At 60.0% G+C, this 21,670-nt stretch carries 26 protein-coding genes; 20 read left to right on the forward strand and 6 right to left on the reverse strand.

The window, feature by feature from the left end:
• Positions 1–117: 117 nt before the first annotated feature.
• Positions 118–1,110: a type II asparaginase gene (locus tag Q4T40_06085; GenBank protein ID MDT8900805.1), complete on the reverse strand. Its 993-nt coding sequence runs from the start codon at positions 1,108–1,110 to the stop codon at positions 118–120.
• Between the two features lie 226 nt (positions 1,111–1,336).
• On the reverse strand, positions 1,337–1,615 hold the full coding sequence (locus Q4T40_06090) for a hypothetical protein (protein ID MDT8900806.1): 279 nt from the start codon (positions 1,613–1,615) through the stop codon (positions 1,337–1,339).
• A 165-nt stretch (positions 1,616–1,780) separates the two neighbouring features.
• On the opposite strand from Q4T40_06090, the gene Q4T40_06095 reads away from it, so the two are divergent.
• Positions 1,781–2,869 carry a zinc-binding dehydrogenase gene (locus tag Q4T40_06095; GenBank protein ID MDT8900807.1) on the forward strand — a complete coding sequence of 363 codons (1,089 nt, stop codon included), beginning with the start codon at positions 1,781–1,783 and terminating at the stop codon, positions 2,867–2,869.
• Between the two features lie 19 nt (positions 2,870–2,888).
• A complete protein-coding gene (locus tag Q4T40_06100) occupies positions 2,889–3,737 on the forward strand; it encodes a GNAT family N-acetyltransferase (protein MDT8900808.1) in 849 nt (282 codons plus the stop codon).
• A gap of 46 nt (positions 3,738–3,783) precedes the next feature.
• Here the strand turns inward: Q4T40_06100 and Q4T40_06105 are convergent, their stop codons facing one another.
• Complete coding sequence (locus Q4T40_06105; GenBank protein ID MDT8900809.1) at positions 3,784–4,110, reverse strand: DUF1992 domain-containing protein; 327 nt, start codon at positions 4,108–4,110, stop codon at positions 3,784–3,786.
• Between the two features lie 270 nt (positions 4,111–4,380).
• Between Q4T40_06105 and Q4T40_06110 the strand changes: the two genes are divergently transcribed.
• The 3 genes from Q4T40_06110 (at position 4,381) to Q4T40_06120 (ending at position 6,044) form a co-directional block, all read left to right on the forward strand.
• Positions 4,381–4,650 (forward strand): hypothetical protein, encoded by a 270-nt coding sequence (locus tag Q4T40_06110; protein ID MDT8900810.1) that lies wholly within the window; start codon positions 4,381–4,383, stop codon positions 4,648–4,650.
• Positions 4,599–5,552 carry a GntR family transcriptional regulator gene (locus Q4T40_06115; protein MDT8900811.1) on the forward strand — a complete coding sequence of 318 codons (954 nt, stop codon included), beginning with the start codon at positions 4,599–4,601 and terminating at the stop codon, positions 5,550–5,552. The genes Q4T40_06110 and Q4T40_06115 overlap by 52 nt, the downstream gene beginning before the upstream one ends.
• A 162-nt stretch (positions 5,553–5,714) precedes the next feature.
• Complete coding sequence (locus Q4T40_06120; GenBank protein MDT8900812.1) at positions 5,715–6,044, forward strand: DHCW motif cupin fold protein; 330 nt, start codon at positions 5,715–5,717, stop codon at positions 6,042–6,044.
• Positions 6,045–6,098: 54 nt separating this feature from the next.
• On the opposite strand, the gene Q4T40_06125 is transcribed toward Q4T40_06120, so the two are convergent.
• The gene (locus tag Q4T40_06125) at positions 6,099–7,073 is read right to left on the reverse strand and encodes a zinc ABC transporter substrate-binding protein (GenBank protein MDT8900813.1); all 975 of its coding nucleotides are present in this window, start codon (positions 7,071–7,073) and stop codon (positions 6,099–6,101) included.
• A gap of 19 nt (positions 7,074–7,092) precedes the next feature.
• Positions 7,093–7,521 carry a Fur family transcriptional regulator gene (locus tag Q4T40_06130; GenBank protein MDT8900814.1) on the reverse strand — a complete coding sequence of 143 codons (429 nt, stop codon included), beginning with the start codon at positions 7,519–7,521 and terminating at the stop codon, positions 7,093–7,095.
• 198 nt (positions 7,522–7,719) lie between these two features.
• Here Q4T40_06130 and Q4T40_06135 point away from each other — a divergent pair, with 198 nt between their 5' ends.
• The 15 genes from Q4T40_06135 to Q4T40_06205 all read left to right on the forward strand — a co-directional run bounded on the left by Q4T40_06135 (position 7,720) and on the right by Q4T40_06205 (position 21,072).
• Complete coding sequence (locus Q4T40_06135) at positions 7,720–8,022, forward strand: hypothetical protein (GenBank protein MDT8900815.1); 303 nt, start codon at positions 7,720–7,722, stop codon at positions 8,020–8,022.
• 43 nt (positions 8,023–8,065) lie between these two features.
• On the forward strand, positions 8,066–9,121 hold the full coding sequence (locus tag Q4T40_06140) for a hypothetical protein (GenBank protein MDT8900816.1): 1,056 nt from the start codon (positions 8,066–8,068) through the stop codon (positions 9,119–9,121).
• A gap of 159 nt (positions 9,122–9,280) precedes the next feature.
• Positions 9,281–10,387: a BMP family ABC transporter substrate-binding protein gene (locus Q4T40_06145; protein ID MDT8900817.1), complete on the forward strand. Its 1,107-nt coding sequence runs from the start codon at positions 9,281–9,283 to the stop codon at positions 10,385–10,387.
• A gap of 83 nt (positions 10,388–10,470) precedes the next feature.
• On the forward strand, positions 10,471–12,009 hold the full coding sequence (locus Q4T40_06150; GenBank protein ID MDT8900818.1) for an ABC transporter ATP-binding protein: 1,539 nt from the start codon (positions 10,471–10,473) through the stop codon (positions 12,007–12,009).
• Positions 11,993–13,072 (forward strand): ABC transporter permease, encoded by a 1,080-nt coding sequence (locus Q4T40_06155; protein MDT8900819.1) that lies wholly within the window; start codon positions 11,993–11,995, stop codon positions 13,070–13,072. The genes Q4T40_06150 and Q4T40_06155 overlap by 17 nt, the downstream gene beginning before the upstream one ends.
• Complete coding sequence (locus Q4T40_06160; GenBank protein MDT8900820.1) at positions 13,065–13,997, forward strand: ABC transporter permease; 933 nt, start codon at positions 13,065–13,067, stop codon at positions 13,995–13,997. The genes Q4T40_06155 and Q4T40_06160 overlap by 8 nt, the downstream gene beginning before the upstream one ends.
• Positions 13,998–14,012: 15 nt before the next feature.
• A complete protein-coding gene (locus Q4T40_06165) occupies positions 14,013–14,582 on the forward strand; it encodes a xanthine phosphoribosyltransferase (protein MDT8900821.1) in 570 nt (189 codons plus the stop codon).
• Positions 14,583–14,736: 154 nt separating this feature from the next.
• On the forward strand, positions 14,737–15,210 hold the full coding sequence (locus tag Q4T40_06170) for a peptidylprolyl isomerase (GenBank protein MDT8900822.1): 474 nt from the start codon (positions 14,737–14,739) through the stop codon (positions 15,208–15,210).
• Entirely contained in the window at positions 15,200–15,487 is a 288-nt protein-coding gene (locus Q4T40_06175; GenBank protein MDT8900823.1) for a GIY-YIG nuclease family protein, read from the forward strand. Before Q4T40_06170 ends, Q4T40_06175 begins: the two co-directional genes overlap by 11 nt.
• 99 nt (positions 15,488–15,586) lie before the next feature.
• Positions 15,587–16,330: a DUF169 domain-containing protein gene (locus Q4T40_06180; GenBank protein MDT8900824.1), complete on the forward strand. Its 744-nt coding sequence runs from the start codon at positions 15,587–15,589 to the stop codon at positions 16,328–16,330.
• A gap of 67 nt (positions 16,331–16,397) precedes the next feature.
• Positions 16,398–17,060, forward strand: a complete 663-nt coding sequence (locus tag Q4T40_06185) for a lactate utilization protein (protein MDT8900825.1) — start codon at positions 16,398–16,400, stop codon at positions 17,058–17,060.
• 207 nt (positions 17,061–17,267) lie between these two features.
• Positions 17,268–18,080 carry a polysaccharide deacetylase family protein gene (locus Q4T40_06190; GenBank protein ID MDT8900826.1) on the forward strand — a complete coding sequence of 271 codons (813 nt, stop codon included), beginning with the start codon at positions 17,268–17,270 and terminating at the stop codon, positions 18,078–18,080.
• Between the two features lie 37 nt (positions 18,081–18,117).
• Positions 18,118–19,071, forward strand: coding sequence for a phosphodiester glycosidase family protein (locus tag Q4T40_06195; protein MDT8900827.1), 954 nt, complete (start codon positions 18,118–18,120; stop codon positions 19,069–19,071).
• A 12-nt stretch (positions 19,072–19,083) separates the two neighbouring features.
• On the forward strand, positions 19,084–19,953 hold the full coding sequence (locus tag Q4T40_06200) for a hypothetical protein (GenBank protein ID MDT8900828.1): 870 nt from the start codon (positions 19,084–19,086) through the stop codon (positions 19,951–19,953).
• Positions 19,954–20,268: 315 nt separating this feature from the next.
• Positions 20,269–21,072: a hypothetical protein gene (locus Q4T40_06205; protein ID MDT8900829.1), complete on the forward strand. Its 804-nt coding sequence runs from the start codon at positions 20,269–20,271 to the stop codon at positions 21,070–21,072.
• A 188-nt stretch (positions 21,073–21,260) separates the two neighbouring features.
• Here Q4T40_06205 and Q4T40_06210 read toward each other — a convergent pair whose 3' ends face one another.
• The gene (locus Q4T40_06210) at positions 21,261–21,644 is read right to left on the reverse strand and encodes a YkvA family protein (GenBank protein MDT8900830.1); all 384 of its coding nucleotides are present in this window, start codon (positions 21,642–21,644) and stop codon (positions 21,261–21,263) included.
• Between the last annotated feature and the right edge of the window lie 26 nt (positions 21,645–21,670).

Genomic DNA, 21,670 nt, shown 5'->3' on the forward strand with positions numbered 1-21,670 from the left:
GGTTTGCACAGGATCGTTTAACAGTATCGCGCGTACACGAACGTACGCTGAGGATGGCAGACGAGGAGCAACGCCGCAGAGGGGCTCTTATGGGCGGCCTCTTTGTTTTGCCTGAAATCAATACTCAAAGAACATGCGCTGGATTTGGGCCGGATCACTCGTCCTCGTGAGCGCGAGCATGAGGAGGACGCGGGCTTTCTGGGGGTTTAGGGTGTCGGCGGCGATGAAGCCGCAGTCGTCGTCGCAAATGGCGCTGTTGCGGGTGACGATGCCGCTGGAGACGCGGGTGCTGCGGACGACGACGGTGCCGCGGCGGGCGAGGTCGGTGAGGTTTTGGCGGGTGGCGGCGGACATGCCGCCGTTGCCGACGCCGGCGACGATGATGCCTTTGGCGCCGGCGGCCACAGCCGCGTCGGCCAAGGAGGAGTCGTTGCCGACATAGGTGTAGATGATTTCGACTTTGGGCAGGGCGACGAGGCCGGCGACGTCAAATTCGGCGGCGAAGGTGTGTTTGCGGGCCGGCCGGCGGTAGAAGTAGGGTTTGCCGGCCTGGATGTAGCCGAGGTAGCCCAGTTCGGGGGCTTTGAAGGCGTCCTGGAGGGCGGTGTTGGTTTTGGTGACGTCGCGGCTGCAGTTGATGGTGTCGTTGAGGGCGACGAGGACGCCGCAGCCGGCGGCGGCATCGTCGGCGGCGAGGGCGACGGCGTCGTAAAGGTTCATGGGGCCGTCGGTGCTGATGACGTTGGCGGGGCGGAGCGCGCCGACCATGACGACGGGTTTGGCGCTTTTGACGGTCAGGTTGAGGAAGTAGGCGGTTTCTTCCATGGTGTCGGTGCCGTGGGTGACGACGATGCCGTCGACGGCCGGCGAGGCGAGGAGGGTGTTTATGCGCGCGGCGAGGGCGAGCCAGACGGCGTGGGTCATGTCGGCGCTGTCGACCTGGGCGAGCTGCTCGCCGGTGACGGAGGCGATGTCCTGGAGGGCGGGGACTTCGGCGATGAGGGCGTCTATGGGAAGGAGGGCGGACTGGTAGCAGGCCGTGTCGGTGCTGGAGGCGGCTTTGCCGGCAATCGTTCCGCCGGTGGCGAGGATGACGATGTTCTTTTTCAAGCGGATACCTCCGAAACGGGTTTGTTGGTATGACTATTATAGCATAAAGAAAGCACAAAGAATTGTACAAAGGAAAGGCCGTTCAGAAGTGCCCAGATGCAAGGCGGACCGAGCATGCGAGCGGAGGCGTACTTTTGGCGTACGCCGAGCGAACACGCGCAGGGCCAACACAGCAGATGGGTGCTTATCAACGGCTGAAACCGGGGCTTATTAACGGCCGAAATCGCTAGGAGGGGGTGCAGGGGCGCGGCACACACCCCGGCGGCACCGTTGGCAGGCAGGTGACGGAGGGCAGGCAGGTGGTGGGGTAGAAGAGGGTTCCCGGCGCGCACACGCCTTCGGTTACCGGGCGGCACGCATGGTCGGCGCAGGGCCGGCAGCCCGGGCACATCGGCCGGCAGGTGACGAAGGGGAAGCCGACGGGGAGGGCCTGGGTGGGCGGCCTGGAGGAATGGTCCCAGTCGATGATGGCGGGGGGCTTCTTTTTACGGCGGCGTTTGGCCATGGCGATTACCTCCTGATTGAAGTGTTATCTGTTAACATTTTATGGAGCATTGGCGCGGCGTGTTCCTCGCCGACAGGCAAACCGTGAAATGCGGCGGGGCAGAAAGGGTTTATGCCGGGCAGCGCCGAAAGAAAAAAAGTAATAAGGACAAGGAGATGGTGCAAGATGATTCGCGCAGCGATTTTGGAGAAACCGCTTTCCCCGCTGGTGATCCGGGAGTTGCCGGAGCCTGAACTGGAGCAGGGGGCGGCGTGGCTGGAGACGATTTACAGCGAGGTGTGCGGCACCGACGTTCACCTGTATCACGGCCGCCTGGCGGGGGTGCCGTATCCGATAATCCCCGGCCACATCAATGTGGGGCGGATGGGGAGGATGAACGGCGAGGTCCGCGATGTGGACGGTAATGTGCTGCGGGAAGGGGATGTGGTGACGTTCCTGGATGTGCACGAGACGTGCCACGATTGCTGGTATTGCCTGGTGGCGAAGACGTCGACCCGTTGCCCGAAGCGCAAGGTGTATGGCATAACTTACGGTCTGGAAGACGGAATTCTGGGCGGTTGGAGCAATAAGATTTATCTGAAGCCGGGGGTTAAGATCGTAAAGCTGCCGGCCGGTCTCGATCCGGCGGTGTTCATCGGCGGCGGCTGCGGCTTGCCGACCGCTTTCCACGCGGTGGAGCAGGCGGGTATCAAGTTGGGCGATACGGTTGTCGTCCAGGGCAGCGGCCCGGTAGGGCTGAACGCCGCGATTCTGTCACAGCTTGTGGGGGCGATCAGGGTCATCGTGGTCGGCGGCCCGGCGCTCAGGCTCGAACTGGCGCGCGAGTTCGGCGTCGATGACGTTATCAATATAGAAGCGACGAAGGCCGAGGAGCGCGTGAAGGCTGTGCGGGAGCTTACCGGCGGCCGGGGCGCGGATGTCGTCATCGAGGCGACGGGGGCGCCGGGAGCGGTCGCCGAGGGGATGGCGATGGCCCGCGATGCCGGGACGTATGTGGTGGCCGGGCAGTATACCGACAACGGCGACGTGACGGTGAACCCGCACTGGCTGCTGAATAAAAAGCATCTGACGGTGAAGGGGATCTGGGGAATCGACCTCAGCCATTTCTACCGTTCGATTCTGGTGATGGGGAAATACCGCGGGCGGTTCGCGTGGGAGAAGATGGTTTCCCGCCATTACGGCCTGGCGGAAGCGAATAAGGCGATCGACGATGTCGAGCATTGCCGGGTGATGAAGGCGGTCATAAAGCCGTAGGATTCAAGGAGGCCGGACGATGAAGGACAAGGGGTTTGTCGTCAGGACGATGGAGCGTCACGAAGTCGAGCTGGCGGTTGAGTGGGCGGCCCGTGAGGGCTGGAACCCCGGACTGCACGATGCGGCGTGCTTTTTCGCCGCCGACCGCGAAGGGTTCCTGCTGGGGAGTCTGGACGGCGAGCCGGTGGGCTGCGTGTCGGCGGTGCGGTACGGTCATGGCTACGGGTTTTTGGGCTTTTATATCGTAGCGCCGGAGCAGCGCGGCCGCGGGCTGGGCATCCAGCTGTGGCAGGCGGCAATGGACAGGCTGGCGGGCCGCAACATCGGTCTGGACGGGGTGCTGGCGCAGCAGGACAATTACCGGAAGTCGGGCTTCAGCCTGGCGTATCGGAACGCCCGCTACGAAGGGGCGGACCTGACGGGCGGCAGAGTAAGTGATCGGGTCGTGCCGCTGGCGGAGCTGGGGCTCGCGGCGGTGGCCGATTATGACGGTGCGGTGTTCGGCGCCGACCGGGCGGCGTTCCTGCGGGCCTGGGTTGAGCAGCCGGAGGGTGTGGCGCTGGGCTTAAGGCGCGGGACCCGACTGGCCGGCTATGGCGTGCTGCGCCCCTGCCGGGTCGGGTTTAAGATCGGGCCGTTGTTCGCGGATGATGGCGAGGCGGCCGAGGAACTTTTCATCGCCCTGACGGCGCACACCCACGGGGCGCCGGTGTACCTGGACGTGCCTGAACCCAACGCCCTAGCGGGGGATCTGGTGCGTCGCCACCGGATGAAGGAGGTTTTCGCGACGGCGCGGATGTATTCGCAGCATGCTCCCGCTGTGCCGCTTGACAAGGTTTTCGGGGTGACGACTTTCGAGCTCGGCTGAACCGGAATGAAAGAAAGCGAGCCTGACCTACCGAGGTCAGGCTCGCTTATTTGCGGCGCTGTTTTTCCATGAGGATGTTGAAAATGGTGGTTTTTTCGTTGAGTTTACGGCTGATGAGGCGGCGCTGTTCGCCGGGAGGGTTATCAGCAAGCGACTGTTCGAGGGCGGTGATTTCTTTTTTGAGGTCCATTTCCACCGGCAGTTGGCCGGCGTTGCGGAGGATTTTGTAGGCGGCCCGGCGGTCGGAGGGAACGAAGGCGAGGTTTTCGGGCGGGAGGGGCTTGCCTTTGCCGGGGAGGTTGTCGAATTCGCCGTTCTCAAGTGCTGCGAGGATGCGCTGCTCGGCGAGGAGGTGGAGGATGTCGTCGCTCATTCGGCATCACCTGGGTGCTTTTATTCGTGCTTTTATCATACCGCAAAGCGGCGGGGCTGAAAATACGGCCGGACAGGGAAAATAAGGATTGACATTTGCAGAGCAAATTGTTACCATTTAACTAGATTACTATAAAAATAGTAATCTAGTTAAATGGTATTTTGTTGCGGAAGAAGGTGCGACGTGGCGAGAGAGTGTATCACCGTGCGGGCGGCGGCGAGGGCCGACATCCCGGGGATGTGGAGTCTGCTGCATTGTGAGGGCAGAAGCATGGACGAAGCGGCGATCGCCGCCGGGCTTGGGCGTTTTTATGTGCTGGCGCGGGGGGCGGAGCTTCTCGGGGTGTATTTCGCGGGGGCCGCGGCTGGCGCCGGGCAATGGTCGGCCGTGCATCCCTTATTTGGTCATGCTTTGGTGGAGGATATTATGGCCAAGGCGGTGAATGGTTTATTGCAGGATAATGAACCAAGTCGCTGCGGGGTGAAGGAATGGAGTTTCAGCTCAACAAGAAGACAGAGTTTCCCATCTATCAGCAGTTGAAAGAGCAGATCAAGTATTTCTTGCTGAACGGCGATCTGCAGCCAGGCACGAAGCTGCCGCCGCCCAAGGATTTGGCGGGATATCTGCGGATCAATAAGAATACCGTTATCGTCGCTTATAAGGAACTGGAAAAAGAGGGCGTGATCGTGACGAGGCACGGCCAGGGTACGTATGTATCGGAGGATTTGCCGCCCGATCCCGGTTTCAAACGAAAACAGGCGTTGATCGAGCTGGCGCGCGAGGCGTTGGAGCGGGCGCGCGAGCTTGGTTTCGGGGCCGAGGACCTGTTTACCGTCGTTTTCAGCCAGACGGTGCTCGGGCTGGGCTACACCCAGCCGGTGCGGGTGCTGTTCGTGGAGTGCAATTCGGTGGATGTCGGCTTTTACGTGCCGGCGCTGGAGAAGGAAATCAGGATGCCGGTGGAGGGTTGCCTGCTCGCCGACCTGGCGGACAGGATGGACGACAAGGCGGCGCCGGAGGTGGATGTGGTCGTGACGACGTTTTTCCATGTGGAGGACGTGAAGGCGATCTGCGAGCCGATGGAAAAGAAGGTGATCGCCATCATGGCCGCGCCGGAGATGTCGGTGATTCTCAGGTTGGGCCAGTTGCCGCCGGGCACGAAGCTGGGGTTCGTATGCGGTACGGAATGGAGCACCGAGGCGATGCGCGGTTCGCTGGGCGCGGCGGGGATAAGGCATATCGATTACGAATGCATCCCTTATGACGACCGGGAGGCTTTGGACAGGATGCTGGCGAGGGTGGATATCGTCGCCGGCTGCCGGTCGGTGGTGGACGAGGTGCGCAAGCTCGTGCCGGAGGGTTTGACGGTGATGGAGTTCGGCAACGTTTTGGAGCAGGGCGGGGTCGAGCTGTTGCGAAAGTTCTTGGCGGAGCGGGACTGACCGCACATAGAAGAAGAAACTGCCGTGCTGACGGCAGTTTTAGTTTTATTGGCCGGCTTTGTTCTGACGATTGGATATTAGGGGGATTTTTAATTGGTGCTTTTCCCGTGGTGTAATCCTGCTAGAATGTTATTAAAGCGAAACGCAGGGGAGGAAAGACGAATGGTGATAACGGAGGTTCCGTTTTGCACGGTCGACTGGAGCGCGGTGGAGGCGACGGAGCACCCCGGGACGACGGGGAAGGCTTTGTGGCGTACTTTCGAGATGGGCAATATCCGCGTCCGGATGGTGGAATATACTCCCGGGTATCTGGCCGACCACTGGTGTAATCGCGGCCATGTGCTGCTGGTTATGGAAGGGGAACTGGTGACCGAGCTTGACGACGGCCGGAAGTTCACGCTGCCGGCTGGGACGAGCTACCAGGTGGCGGACGGGGCCAACCCGCACCGCTCGTCGACGGCGACGGGGGCAAAGCTGTTTATCGTCGATTGAATCGATAGGAAAACCGGTATGCGTGCCGCATACCGGTTTTCGTTTCATAAAATGTCATTGGCTGAGTGCTTTTTTCAGATTGGCCAGGTTGGCGCGCATGACGCCGAGGTAGTTTTTGCCTTGTTGCACTTCCTCGGGAGTGAGGTTTTCGACCGGGTTGAGGACGAGGAGGCCGGCGCCGGTTTCGCGGGCGATGGTTTCGGCCAGCCGGGGGCTGACGATCGTTTCGAAGAAGATGTATTTTACTTGGTGCTCGCGGCAGAATTTCACCACCGAGGCCATTTTTTCGGGGGTGGGTTCGCTGTCGGGGGAGAGGCCCATGATCGGCAGCTGCTTGAGGCCGTAGCGCGCGGCCAGGTAGCCGAAGGCGGCGTGGCTGGTGACGATTTCGCGGTGGGGCAGGTTGGCGAGGGCTGCTTTGTATTCGGCGTCGAGCTTTGCCAGTTCGCGTATATAGCCGGCGGCGTTCTGCCGGTAGTAGTCGGCGTTGGCTGGGTCGGCGGCGGCAAGGGCGGCGGCGATCGCTTCGACTTCTTCCTGGGCGAGAAGCGGGTCGAGCCACATGTGGGAATCGGTATGGTGGTCATGGGTTTTGTCGCTCATGTCGCCGCTGGGGTTGTTATCGTGGCCGTGGTCGTCGTTCTTTTCTGGCTTGAGCGCCGGGATGCCCTGGCTGACGGCGATGGCTTTGGTGGCGCCGAGTGTTTCGGGGGTGAGAAGCTTGTCGATGGTTTCGAAGCCTGCGCCGTGGTAGAGGAAGAGGCGCGCCGCCCGGATGGCGACGATTTCCTTGGCGGTTGGTTCCCAGTCGTGCGGTTCGGCGCCCGGCGGGACGAGCTGGGTGAGGTCGATTTTGTCGCCGCCTACCTGGCGGGCGAACTCGTAGACAGGGTAGACGGAGGCGACGATTTTGAGTTTGACGGGCGGCGACTTTTGGGCGGGGGTGGCGGTTTTGGCGCCGCAGCCGAGGGTGATGGCAAGGATGAGGACGAGGGCGCTTATCAGGCAGTGTTTCTGGATCCGGTTCATGGTAAGCCTCCTGTTGCTGTCAGATCGCGGTACGGCAGTCGCGGCAGTACCCGTAGAATTCGAGGGAATGGGAAACGACGGTGAAGCCTTGCTCTTTCGCCTGGGCAAGTTCGTGGGGGACGATGGGGCAATAGTCGATGCAGCGGGCCTGTCCGCAGGCGAGACAGATAAGGTGGTGATGGTGGCGCTGGCCGGCGACGATTTCGAAGACGCTGCCGCCGCCGCGCCCCGGCAGGTTGATCTGGTTGACGATGCCGAGGCGGATGAGGAGGGTGAGGTTGCGGTATATGGTGTCGAGGCTGACGTCGGGAGCCTGGGTTTTGACGTGGCGGTGGATATCCTGCGCGGTGGGGAAGGGGGCGCAAGCCTCAAGCGCGGCGATGACGGCGCGGCGCTGGGGGGTGAGTTTGAAGCCTTTGCTCCTGAGAAGGTGCAAGTAGGTGTCCATGACAATTCTCCCAAATAGTAATTTTATTATTTACTATTTTACCCTGTTTATGCATTTGCCTGCAAGGACGTTTTTCGGGGCGGGGCGGGGAAGGGGCGATTTCATGCATGCCAGAAGGAATAAGGGGCGTGAATGTAGTAATTATTGGGTGTCGGATTTCGCCGGATTATCGCGAACGGACGGGAAAGCAGGGATGAGATGAGCCGGGTGCCCGAATGCCTGAGTTGGCTGTTGGTTTTCCCGTATGCTTATATTGTTTACTTTCTTGGGAATATGGTCGGCGGCAGCCCCAGGACTCCCCAGGCGGCGGCCGTTTTGTTCTGGGCCTATTTAGCCGTGTACCCTGTCGCGGTGGTTGTGTTCAACTTCGCGACGAGGCGGCTGAGAGCGCGGGGGAGAAGGAACCTGGCCCTGACGGCGAGTCTGGTGCCTTACGGAGTTCTGGCGGCGGCGTGGGTGTTGTTCGCCGCTTTTGTCGGTGCGCTTCGCAGGCTCGGCTGATGTGCGGGACCGCGTCTGGCGATTTTTTTCGGGAGAGGTTCTGATGAGTTTTCTGGCCCGTAATGAGTATCTGCTCGGCGAGATAGACTATTATCACGGGCAGGTGTGCGCACGGCTGACCGACGACCGTTGGTCGGAGAATTACCGGCAGATTTGGCGGGCCGTGTGCCTGCAGCTTTGCTGGCATGAATGCTACGATGCCGCCGGGCCGGGGGAACGGATGGTGCGTGCGTTGCTGCGCCGTACCCGCTATGGGCGTCAGTGGCCGCCGGACTGTCCGGTGCTGAACGGGCCGGTTAGCTTGTCGCGCACGGAGAGCATCGCTTGCCGGACGCTGTTCGGATTCGATCTCATTACCGACGGCTGGGGCGACTGGGAGGCGTTGGCCCGCGGTTTTTCGGAGGCGGGGGAAACGCTGCTGGTGTTGCGCCTGCTTCCGTATATGGAGTATTTGCTGGAGGTGGGGGCAGGCAACGGTTATTATTCTTTCCTCGCGGCTCAGAACGGGTTGGCGGTTACGGCTTTGGAGCCGTCGCCGCTGGAGTATAAACAGTTGCGCGCCGGGGCAGCTTTGAACGGATTTGCCGGTATCGCGGCGCCGGTCTGTTCAAGCGGCGAATCGGCTGCGGGCGGGGCTTTGTATCTTGAAGACGGCGCGCGGGTGAAGCCGCTCCAGTTGGCTGATTACCGGGCCGCCGGTTCGCTCGTCAGGCTCGCCGCGGCGGGTTTTGGTCTGGCGTTATTGAAGGGGGCGGCGGACTGGTTGGCGGCGTACGACGCTCCGGTGCTGCTGGTTGCTGCCGCGAACGGCCCGGAAGATGGCCCGAACGGGAGTGTTCCGGCGGCTGTTAGGGAGTTGGCAAGGTATGATTACGGTTTATACACGGTGAGCCGCGAGCCGGCGCATGGCGCTCCGCTGTTGGCACAGTTGGAGGCGTCCGTGCACCGTGCAGCGGGCGGCAGTTTCCTGGCGCTGCCGCCGATGGCCCAGGATCTGGCCGAGCAACTGACGAAACCTGTAGACACGAGGGTGCTGACGCCGACCGCCAGGCTGGAAAATCTGTTGTATTTCGTGAAGACTTCGTTCGAGGCGCTATAGCTGTAGAAGGGTTAGCGCTGCCGGGGGTCTGGTGTTTTTCGGGACAAAAAAATTTGTATTTTTCTCCGCTGTGAGCAGGGGGAAAGTGGCTACGTGGTGAATCGTTGTCTAGTAATGCTTTTCCATGTCGGATAACACGAACAGGAGGTCAAATCGGGAATGAAGAACAGGTACGTTATTCTGGCCGTCGCGCTGGTTTTTGCGGCCGCATTGGTGTTGGGCGGCTGTGGTGGCGGCGAGAAGAAGCCGGCTGCGCCGGCAGCTCCGGAAAAAATGAAGGTGGCGTTCGTGTACATCGGGCCGGTCGGCGACGCCGGCTGGACTTACGCTCACGAACAGGGCCGCAAGTATCTCATGGAGAAAATGCCGGATGTACAGTCAACGATTATCGAGTCCGTGCCGGAGGGGGCCGACTCGGAGCGGGTTATCACTCAGCTCGCCGAGCAGGGCCACAAGGTGATTTTCACCACCAGCTTCGGTTATATGGACCCGACGATCAATGTGGCGAAGAAATACCCCAACGTGGTGTTCATGCATTGTTCGGGCTTTAAGACGGCCAAGAACGTAGGTACTTATTTCGGCCGTATCGAAGAGGCCCGCTATCTTACCGGCATCGCCGCCGGCAAGGCCACCAAGAGCAACGTGATCGGTTATGTGGCCGCTTTCCCGATTCCGGAGGTTGTCCGCGGCATCAACGGGTTTACCCTGGGTGTCCGGTCAGTTAATCCGAATGCCAAGGTCAAGGTGATTTGGACCAATACCTGGTACGACCCGGCTAAGGAGAAGCAAGCGGCGATTTCGCTGCTTGACGCCGGCGCCGATGTTATCGCGCAGCATCAGGATACCCCCGGCCCGCAGCAGGCCGCTGAGGAGAAGGGCAAGTTCAGCGTCGGTTACAACACCGATATGAGCAAGATGGCGCCCAAGGCGGTGCTGACTTCGGCGATCTGGAACTGGGGTCCGTATTATGTCAAAGTTATCGATTCCGTCAAGAAGGGCACCTGGAAGAGCGAACAGTACTGGGGCCATATGAGCGACGGCATCGTGGATATCGCGCCTCTCGGACCGATGGTGAAGGAAGACACCAAGAAGCTGATAGCCGACGCCAAGGCCAAGATCGTGAAGGGCGAGCTGAAGATTTTCGCCGGCCCGCTCAAGGATCAGTCCGGTGCGGTTAAAGTGCCCGCCGGCCAGGTAATGTCTGACAAGGATCAGTTGGGCTGGACCTGGTTTGTTGAAGGCGTAGAGGGTACGATTCCCAAATAGAGGATAACAAATAATGCGCTTGACAGAGAGCTGGCAGGCTTTGGCCTGCCGGCGCTCTGTGTTTTAGCCAGCGGAGGAAATGCATGGTTAAGCCACTTATCACGATGCGGGGGATGGTTAAACGGTTCCCCGGCGTGCTGGCCAACGATAATGTAGATATGGATATTTATCCCGGAGAGATCCACGCTCTCCTTGGGGAGAACGGTTCGGGGAAAAGCACGCTGATGTGCTTGCTGTCGGGCTTGTACAAGCCTGACGGCGGCACGATCTGCGTGGACGGCGAGGAGAAAAGGTTCAGTTCGCCGCGCGACGCCATCGCCTGCGGAATCGGTATGGTTCACCAGCACTTTAAGCTGGTGGAGCCGTTTTCGGTGGCGGAGAATATCGCGATGAGCGGACAGCATGGCTCGTTCGTGCTTTCGACGGAGAAAATGACGGTCGATATCGCCGAGTTGGGCGATAAATACGGCTTGGCGATAAAACCGGAGGCGCGCGTGTGGCAGCTTTCGGTGGGGGAGAAGCAGCGGGTGGAGATTGTCCGCATGCTTTACCACGGCTCGCGGGTGCTGATTCTCGACGAGCCCACGGCGGTGCTGACCCCCCAGGAGGCGGCCGAGATGTTCAAGACGCTGCGGCGGATGGCGGCCGACGGTTGCGCGATCGTGTTCATCACTCATAAGCTTAATGAGGTGTATGAGCTGGCCGACCGGGTCACGGTGCTGCGGGGCGGCCGGGTGACCGGCGTGCTTGACCGGTGCCGGCTCGATACGAAGAAGTTGGTGTGGATGATGGTCGGCCGGGATGTCGTGTCTCAGTACGAGCGGGATGTTCTGCCGGAAGGCCGGCCGGTGCTGGAAGTGAAGAAGGCGGTTGCCTTCAACGATATGGGGATGTATGGGCTGAAAGACCTGTCGCTGACCGTTAACGAAGGGGAGATTTTCGGCATTGCCGGAGTCGCCGGCAACGGGCAGCGGGAACTGGCTGAGGTGGTTACCGGACTGCGCCGGGTGGCGGACGGGACGATCAGGCTGTATGACGAGGATATAACGAATTTCCGCCCGGCCGAGATGATCGCCCGCGGGGTGAGTTATGTGCCCGAGGACAGGCTGGGGGTCGGTCTGGTGCCCGAGCTGTCGGTGCTGGAGAATCTGCTGCTGAAGAGTTATCAGCAGCCGGAGTTCGCCGGCCGCTGGTTGCTGGACGGCAAGGCCATCAGGGAGCGGGCCGCCAAACTGGTTGCTGAGTATAAGGTGAAGGTGTCCAGCCTCGACCAGCCTGTGAGGATGCTTTCGGGCGGCCATCTGCAGCGTTTGCTGCTGGCGCGGGAAATCGCCGAGAAGCCGCGGCTAATGGTGGTGGTTTATCCGGCGCGGGGCCTCGACGTGGGGGCGACCGAGGCGGTTCACCGTCTGTTGCTCGATCTGAAGGCGGAGAAGACGGCCGTGTTGCTTATTTCCGAGGATCTCGACGAGATAATGAAGCTTGCCGACCGGGTCGGCGTGCTATATAACGGCCAGCTGGTGGGCGAGTTTCCGGTGGAAGAGGCGGATATCGAAAGGATCGGTCTGCTGATGGCCGGATCGGGAACGGAGGGAGGTAAGGCCGATGCTTGTCAGGTTTGAAAAGCGCCTGGCGCCTTCGCCGTTTATGACGGTGGCGGTGCCGGTCGCTTCGGTTATCTTGGCGCTGATGTTCTGCGCCGTTTTTCTGGCGATGACCGGCCGCCATCCCTTCGAGCTTTACGGCGCCATGCTGAAGGGGGCGCTGGGCTCGGCGTACGGCTTGTCGGAGACGACGGTTAAGGCGATTCCGCTGATGTTGTGCGGTCTCGGCATATCGCTGGCTTTCCGGATGCAGCTGTGGAATATCGGGGCGGAGGGGCAGTTTTACTTGGGGGCGTTTGCCGCCACGTGGGTGCCGCTGACCTTTCCGGAACTGCCGGCGTTCGTCATGCTGCCGGCAATGTTGGCGCTCGGTATGGCCGCCGGCGCGCTGTGGGCGCTCGGCCCCGCGTTCCTGCGGGTGAAATGGCGGGTCAATGAGATAATCACTACGTTGATGCTCAATTATGTGGGCATACTATTGGTCAATTATTTCGTTTACGGTCCCTGGCGCGATCCCAAGGGGTTCAATTTTCCGCTGACGGCGGAGTTTCCGCCGGCAGCGCTGTTGCCGACCTTCGGCGGCTCGCGGATCCATTTCGGTTTGCTGCTGGCGCTGGCGCTGGTGGTGCTGTTCATCGTTATTTTCCGCAACTCGCGCTGGGGCTACGAGATCAAGGTGATCGGCGCCAGCGAGCGGGCGGCGCGCTACGCGGGCATGGATATCAAGCGCAATATGCTGCTGGTGATGGCGCTGTCGGGGGCGGTTTGCGGCCTGGCGGGGATGACGGAGGTGAGCGGCATTGCCGGGCGGCTGCAGCCGGGATTGAGTCCGGGCTATGGGTATACGGCCATCATCGTGGCCTGGCTGGCGCGACTCAATCCGGTCGCCATCGTGCTGGTATCCGGGATGTTCGGCGTGCTGCAGGTAGGCGGTTATATCGTGCAGACTTTCGGTGTGCCGGCTTCGATGGTGGCGATGATCCAGGGAGCGGTACTGTTTTTCGTGATCGGCGGCGAGATGTTTGCCAATTACCGGGTTGTTTTCCCGGGTGTGAAGGGAGCGGACAAGGCGGATGGGTGAGCAGTCGATTATAATTTCCATTCTTGCGGCCGCCGTGACCGCGGGTACGCCGATCCTGTACGCGGCGCTTGGCGAGCTTCTGACCGAGCGGGCCGGTATCCTCAACCTCGGAGTCGAGGGGATAATGCTGGTCGGGGCGGTGTCGGGCTTCATCGCGGCCGTTGCCACGGGAAGCTGCTGGTGGGGACTGCTGGCGGCGATGGCGGCCGGCGGGGCGGTGGCCGCCATTCACGGGGTGCTGACGATCACTCTGCGTGCTAACCAGACGGTGAGCGGCTTGGCGTTGACGCTGTTCGGCACGGGCCTGTCGGGGTATCTGGGCAAGTCGTATATCGGTATGCCGGTGCCGCAGGCCTTCAAGGCGGTCACATTGGGTCCGCTGTCCGATATTCCGTATTTGGGAGCGATTTTGTTTAAGCATGACGTGCTGGTCTACGCCAGTTATCTGCTGGTGCCGGCGATGGCGGTTTTCATTCACCGCACGCGGCCCGGCCTGATCTTGCGGGCGATCGGCGAGAATCCGGCGGCCGCCGACGCGCTCGGGTTCAAGGTGTTTACGCTGCGTCATTTGTATGTAATCGCCGGCGGGATGCTGTGCGGCGTGGGCGGGGCGTATCTGTCGCTGGCTTACGCGCCGAGTTGGCTTGAGAATATGACGGCCGGACGGGGCTGGATCGCGGTGGCGCTGGTTGTTTTCGCTTTATGGGACCCCTGGAGGGCGCTGATCGGTTCGTATTTGTTCGGCGGCGTCGATGCGCTGGGGTTCAATCTCCAGGTGCTGGGCGTGACCGTGCCGACCTTTTTCCTCAGTATGATGCCGTACTTGTTTACCATCCTGGTGCTGACGCTGCTGATGGCCAAGAGCGGCGGCCGCGTCGTGCCGCCGGGGGCGCTGGGGTTGCCTTACAACCGCGAAGACCGATAGTTTAAGGAGAGAAAGATGCAGGAGTTGCGCGAACGGATCGTGGCCGACGGTGAGGTGATCGGCCGCGATGTCCTCAAAGTTGATTCTTTTCTCAATCATCAGATCGATCCGGCTTTTATCCAGCGGATGGGCAGGGAGATCGCCGGGCGCTTCGCGGGCGAGGGCGTGACCAAGGTGTTGACGGTGGAGGCCTCGGGCATCGCCGTGGCGGCTGCGGTCGGCCTTGCTCTCGGTGTGCCGGTGGTGTTCGCGAAGAAGAAGCAGGCTGTCACGCAGCAGGGCGATCTTTATTCGGCGGAGATTTTTTCTTTTACCCGCCGCGAGTCGGTGCATATCACCGTTGCTCCCAAGTACCTGCGGCCCGAGGATGTGGTGCTGATCGTGGACGATTTTCTGGCCCACGGCGAGGCGCTGAGCGGACTGGTGAAGATTGTGCGGCAGTCGGGGGCGAAGCTCGCCGGCGCGGGCATCGTCATCGAGAAGAGGTTCCAGCGGGGTGGCGAGGCTTTGCGGGCCGAGGGCATCAGGATCGAGTCGCTGGCCGTGATCGAGAGTATGAAAGCGGGGGTAATCACGTTCGGGTAACGGTTCCCCTGGCGCCGCCGAGGTTCTTGCGGGAGGATATACCCGGCCGGCGGCGAAGATTAGGTTGTCAGGGCGCGGTGTTCGCCGCGCCGCATGTTTGTCCGGCAGCAGGTCAATGCTAACTGGGACGCAGAGATAAGGAGGAGTTTTGTTTATGGAGAAAAATCCGACCGCGAAATTCGAGACTACTTTGGGAGATTTTACGGTGGAGTTGTTCGCCGATAAGGCGCCGGTGACGGTGGAAAACTTCGTCACGTTGGCGAAGAAGGGTTATTATGACGGGGTTATTTTTCATCGCGTCATCCCAGGGTTTATGATCCAGGGCGGCGATCCGACGGGTACGGGCAGGGGCGGCCCCGGGTACGCCATCCCGGACGAGTTTCATCCCGACCTGAAGCATGACGTTCCCGGCATTTTGTCGATGGCGAACGCAGGGCCCAATACGGGCGGGTCGCAGTTCTTCGTAACTGTGGCGGCGACGCCGTGGCTGGATAACCGCCACGCGGTGTTCGGCAAGGTGGTGGCCGGTATGGAGGTGGTGGAGAAGATCAGCACGGTGAAGCGCAACGCCAGCGACCGGCCGGTCGAACCGGTGGAGATGAAAAAGGTTACGGTTGATGGCGAGTAGCACGGCTTTCACGTATGTGATCGCGTGCGCCGACGGGACGTTTTACACCGGCTGGACGACTGATCTGGAGGCAAGGCTGGCCGCCCATAACGCCGGCGCGGGGGCGCGGTATACCCGCGGCCGGGGGCCGGTGCGGCTGGTTTACTGGGAGGAGTACGACGACCAGGGCCAGGCGCGGCGGCGCGAGTGCGAGATAAAGAAGATGGACAGACGGCGGAAGGAGGCGCTGGTCGCTTCCGGATGCCGGGCTGTGCCGGCAGGGAAAAAGCCATGTTGAGATGGCTTTTTCTTTTTTACCGGCGGGCGCTGCGGAGGGAAACGGCCGCCTGCCGGCGAATGGATGAAGCAGCGGAATTTGCGCGGAGGAGGAGGCAGGATGAAGAGTGAGATCGCGGCCCGGTTGAAGCTGCGGTATGGGCCGGTCGCCATCGTGCTTGCGGAGGAGAAGCCGGCCGGGGCGCTCGAGTTTCAGGAGGGGAAATGGGGCTGCGTGGCGGCGATGCTGACGGCTGCGGCGAAGGGGCGGCAAGCGGTGTTTGGCCGGGGTCGCCACGGCTGCCAAGGCGGCGGTGTGGGCCTGGGGTTTTGCGCCGCGTTCCCGGCTACGCCCGGCGGGTTCGATTATTTCTTGTCGATCGGCCGAGGCGAAGGCTATCCGCCGGGCGAGGGCTACAAGAAGACGCCCGAATTGGCGGCAAGTTTCAGGGAATGGCTGCCGACGACCGAAATCCCCAGCACTTATGTGGTGTTCAAGCCGCTGGAGGCGCTGGGTGAGGGCGAGGAGCCCGCGGTGGTGGTGTTCTACGCTAACGCGGATCAGTTGTCGGCGTTGGTGGTGCTGGCCAATTACGGCCGGCCGGGCGGCGACAATGTGATAAGCCCCTTTGCGGCCGGCTGCCATTCGACGTTTCTCATCCCCTGGCACGAGGGGCAACAACCAAGGCCGCGGGCGGTGGTGGGGATGACCGATATCAGCGCCCGGCCTTATATTGACGCCGATCTTTTGTCGTTCTCGGTGCCGATGGCGATGTTCCGGGAGATGGAGGCCAATATCCCGGGGAGTTTCCTCGACAGGCACGACTGGACCAAGGTGGCCGCCCGCCTGGAGAAGCAGGAATGACGAAACCGCGGGCGCTTGCCGGCTTGGAAATGGCGATTGCGATTTTATATTATAGGAGGCTGACGACATGATTGTTAAGCAGGATCAGTGGTGTCAGGATGTGGAGGGCTGGCAGCGGGAGACGCTGGGCAAGCGGGTGGTGGAGGCGCTGAAGGCCAATTGGTTCGATGCGCTGTATGTGCCTGACCGGGAGGAGGCCACTAAGTATGTTCTCGGGTACTGCGTCCCCGGCAAAGTGGTGGCTCACGGGGGTTCGGCTACGCTTACGCGGGATATGGCGATCATCGATAAGATCAAGGCGACGGGGGCGACGCTGATCGAGAACGCTTACGGCGACCCGGAGGCGATGTTCGAGGGGCGTCGCAAGCAGTTGCTGAGCGATGTTTATCTTTGTAGCGTCAACGCGCTGACGATGGACGGTTATTTGGTGAGCGTGGACGGCGCGGGCAACCGCACCGGGGCGATGACGTTCGGGCCGCGGAAGGTGATCGTGGTGGCGGGGGCCAATAAGATTTGCCCCGATCTGCCGTCTGCCTGGCAGCGGCTGGAGAAGGTGGCGGGCCCGATGAACCTGAAGCGTCTCAATGCGCCGACGCCGTGCGTGCAGACGGGTTATTGCATGGATTGCCGGGCCGACAAGCGCGGCTGCCGGATTTATACGGTGCTCAAGCGGCGCCCGATGCTGACCGATATCACGGTGGTGGTGGTCGGCGAGAATCTGGGTTTTTGATGTGTTGAAGCGCCGGCGGTGCGCCCACGATTGGCGGCGAGCCTCACCGGACGAATGGCATGGAACGGAAGCGGCCCCCGCCGGGGGCCGCTTTTGCACGATTGTTGGTATTTTGAAGAATATTATTGTCGACGCAGGTACTTTCGGCCTATGTGTAGAATCATCTAGGGGCGAAAAAACCGTATTGGTGACTATATGAAGCGATTATTGGTTATATATGTTGCGGTGGTCGCTCTGGCAGGCGTGTTTTGGCTGGGGGGCTGCGCGGCTTCCGGCGGGAAGCCGGCGGCGCCGGCCGGCGGGCAGACGGCCAAGCCTGCCGCCGCGGAACAGAACCGGAAGATGCCGCCGCCGGCCGGGGTGCCGGTGCTGATGTATCATAAGATCGGCGGTGAAAAGGGCAACGATGCCGTTATTTCCGAGGCTCTTTTCATTTCGCATATGGAGTTTCTCCATAACAACGGTTATAAGACGCTTTCCTTGGCCGAACTGGAGGCTTATCTCGACGGGCGGGCGGAGCTGCCGCCCAAGCCGGTGGTGATCACGTTCGACGACGGGTATCGCGATACGTACGAGATTGCGCTGCCGGTGCTGAAGAAGTACGGTTTAAAAAGTACGTTGTTTATTCCCGTCGCCGATGCCGACCGCCGTCTTTCCTGGGCGGAGCTGCGGGAGATGAAGGCGGCCGGGATGGAGATAGGCTCGCATAACTATTCCCACCGTGAACTGGCCGCGATGACGCCGGCCCGACAGGCTGAGGAGATCGGGCGCTCCAAGGAGGTTCTCGACCGTAACCTGGGGCAGGACAGCCGCTATTTCTGTTATCCGAACGGCAGTTACGACGCGGAGACGCTGCGGCTGTTGAAGGCGAAGGGGTTTCGGCTGGCGGTGACCATCGAGCCTGGATGGGTGAAGCGCGGCGATACCCCGCTGCTGCTTAAGAGGGTCTGGATGGGCAACGGGGTGGATCTGAAGCAGTTCGAGACCAGGCTGACCCGCGAGGATTATCCGATCATCTAGCGATAGTGCTCTTTTATTCTGGCAAAAGAGGTAAGCGATGATAAGGTTGGTACTACCGACGAACATCTATATGAGGTTTTTGGTTCTCAATCTGGCGTTTCTTATTGTGACGGGGCCGCTGGTGGTTATTTTCGGCCCGTTTGCGAATATCAAGCGGAGCGTTGTCGGGGCGATTATGACTTCCCGCCATCCCCAGTATATAACGTGGCTGTTGTCCGACCGCCAGATAAAGGATATCATCGGCGATAACACCAACCATGCAAATATAAGGCAGCAGGCGTTGAAGTTCACGAAGCGGGAGGATGACTCACTGCGCCTGATTAACATTACCGGGGGCCGTTTCAAGGGATATCTGCTGGAGGTGCCCAACCCGATGAGGGTGAAGGTGGCGACGGCGAGGGATATCCAGGAGATCGGCGATACGGTGAGCACGATCGCGCTCAGCCACAACGCCATTGCGGCGATTAACGCCGGCGGGTTTTACGATCCCGAGGGCACGGGGACGGGAAGGCTTCCGTGGGGGATAATCATTCGCGACGGTAAGTTTCTGGTGGGCGGCGATATCAAGGATAGCATCGATGTCGTGGGGCTCACGAAGAGCGGGATGCTGGTGACGGGAAATCATACGGTCGCGGAGATGAGGGCGATGAATGTCGCCGAGGCGGTCACGTTCGGGCCGTCGCTGATCATCAACGGTAAGAAACTGATTACCAAGGGCGACGGCGGCTGGGGGATCGCTCCGCGAACGGCTATCGGCCAGCGCAAGGACGGGACGCTTCTTTTCCTGGTTATCGACGGCCGACAGCCGGGGTATTCGATCGGGGCGACGCTGCTCGATGTACAGAATATCCTGTTCGAGCAGGGGGCTTATACGGCGGCCAATCTTGACGGCGGCTCAAGCGCGACGTTGTTTTACAACGGCAAGGTTATCAATAAGCCGGCCGATATGCTGGGCGAGCGCATGGTGCCGACGGCGTTTATCGTTAAATAGGGAGGGCAACGGGTGGACGAAAAGCGGCGGAAGCTCGCTATCTGGATTGTGGCGAGCCTAATTTTCCAAGGCAGCATTTATTTATATTTCGACCAGATACTGCTGGCGCCGACTTCCGCCTATGAGGTGAGCGCCGCGACTGACACCGTGGCCGGCGGCAAGGCTTATTATTCCCGTGACCGTCGTTATACGGCGATCGTGAAAGACAATAGCGTGGATATTTACATGGCGGCCCGCAAGGAACCGGTTCGCACGGTGGAGTTGAGCAACAATAAAGAGGTGTCGTTTTTCCGCTGGCTGAAAGACCGTGATCTGGCGCTGATGGCGGTGCACGAGGAAACTGGCGCTACCAGTTCGGTGACACTGACGCAGATCCATCCGCTGGGGGCGGAGCACGAACTGGCGGAGACGGTGAGCAAGCTGCCGCGGGGCAGCAAGATCGTGGATGTAGCGTTTTCCACGGCTACGAACGTGATCTATATGCAGGTGCAGGTTTCGACGAACCCGGAGCAGTATCGCGTTTACCGTACCGACGCCAACCGCGATTTGAAGAGGGTGTATCTTAATGCGAGCAAGATCGGCCGGATTGCGGTGCTGTACGACCGGGACACGCTGTTTTACGATAATATCGCCGAGGGTACGGTGACGGCGAGGCATGGGGACGGCAGTTGGGAAGTGGTTTCGCCGCCGGTGGGCAAGTACCGCCTGGTAGGGGTGGAGAATAACGTGATTTATCTCGCGCGGCTTAATGCCCAGGGGCTGGCGACGGCCATCTACACCGGCCGGCTGAAGGGAAAGTTCGCCGAGGAACGGGTGCTCGCGACGCCGATGGATGTCCGGCAGATTACGGTACAGGAGCTGGGCAAGGCGGCAGGCAAGTAAAAATCCAAGGATGCTGTTCGGGTTATTTGAAACGAAAACCCTGGCTGTTTGAGTCAGGGTTATTTTTTTCGAAGTTTTTTTACGGAAAATTGCGTTTTGGACGAAAAGTGGACTTTTAGTGGACTGTTTGGCCTAAAAGGTATGATATGATGATAGCGTGAAAAGGACCGCCGGGGGGGCGGTCTTTTCCGTTTGGCCGGGGAAACCGGCGAATATGAAGGGGGTAACGGTCGAAAATGACAAAAGGAAGAATATAGCAGATGAAGAATAAACAAAGTAACTGTTTCGGTGGACTCGTTTTGCAGGAAAGAGAGTGTGGTAAAGATGTTTTGGACTTATGTGGTGATTTTTGTAGTAGTTGTTATTGATGGTTTTTTATTTAACCGCGATACGAGGGAGGTTCGATTTTGCATATATTACGCATTCTATTACGGATTTCATTGGTATTGTTCCTTCAGGCGACGCGGTGAGATAAAAGAAGAAAGCATAAAACGCGTTTCAGGACAAGAGATAATGCGAAGCGATGTCAGAGAAATCGTCAGTTTTCCGTCTCTTTGGGGTATGCCCAGTTATTTCAGTACACAAATTTATACACAAGAAGACGCCGCGGAACCGGCGATGAAGGTTTCGCTGACAGGCAAAGGCTTAATTGCTTTGGCGGATGGCCGGCTAAACGATTGGGTTATTGATGATGAGGCTATAACGATAACCAGAAAGGTAGGTGAAGGCCGGAGAATTCTATTAACTTTTTTAGGGAGGCATTATACTCACGTTCATCTTAAGTTTGGCGTATTTGCTTTAATACCATTAGCTGCAATCAATAATATGTTAGAGATGGTTTCATTCCTATATATTATTCTGTTGTTTTTTGCGGGATGTGGTGTTGAAAGGCTGAAAGATTTCCGGAAAATAGCCGTTATCTTGGATGACATGGGGATCAGGGTGAATGAAGGTGAGGAACGGGAGCGATTTTTAGCGTATTCGGATATAGCTAAGGTGGAGAAAGGATTTATTCATACGAAGGTTACGGCTAAGAACGGCGAACTGATGCGTTTTCCAGGGGCGTGGCCGCTTTTGCCGGAACTGGTCAGAAAATTCGCGGGATTGAAAAAAGATTAATAACAAATGGTTATTATATGGTTTGTGCCAAGGCGCACAGGTGATTTTGAAGGAATGGCTAAACGGGGAGCTAAAAGACCGCCAAAATTGTAATGGCGGTCTTTGTGTTTGGTGAAGGGGGTGAGGGTATCGTAATGCGCGGGGCCGCTGGGTGAGTGACCGGGTGACGGTGTTGCGGTGAGGCGGGGTTAGGAGAGGAGGCGGAAGGCGGCGTAGGCGATCGCGAGCCAGAGGAGGAGGATGACGGCGGCGCCAAGCCAGAGTTTGGGCAGGATGCTGCCGTAAGCGGCGGCCCGGCGGCGGCATTCAGCGAGGACGGCGGGCGGGATGAGCCTGACGGCGAGGGCGATGCCGAGGGGGAGGAGGATGAGGTCGTCGAGGTAGCCGAGGACGGGGATGAAGTCGGGGATGAAGTCGACGGGGCTTAGGGTATAGCCGACGATGAGGGCGACGAGGGCTTTGGCGTACCACGGGGTGGCGGGGTGCTTGAGGGCGAAAAAGAGGGCGAGGATGTCGTCTTTGAGGAGACGGGCTTTTTGGCGGAGGGATAGTTTCCCCGGGGTATTGGTCATGGCGGAGTCCTTTCGGCGGCTTTTTT

It is taken from the genome of Selenomonadales bacterium 4137-cl, from assembly GCA_032334055.1.
GTDB classification, from domain to species: domain Bacteria; phylum Bacillota; class Negativicutes; order Sporomusales; family UBA7701; genus Anaeroselena; species Anaeroselena agilis.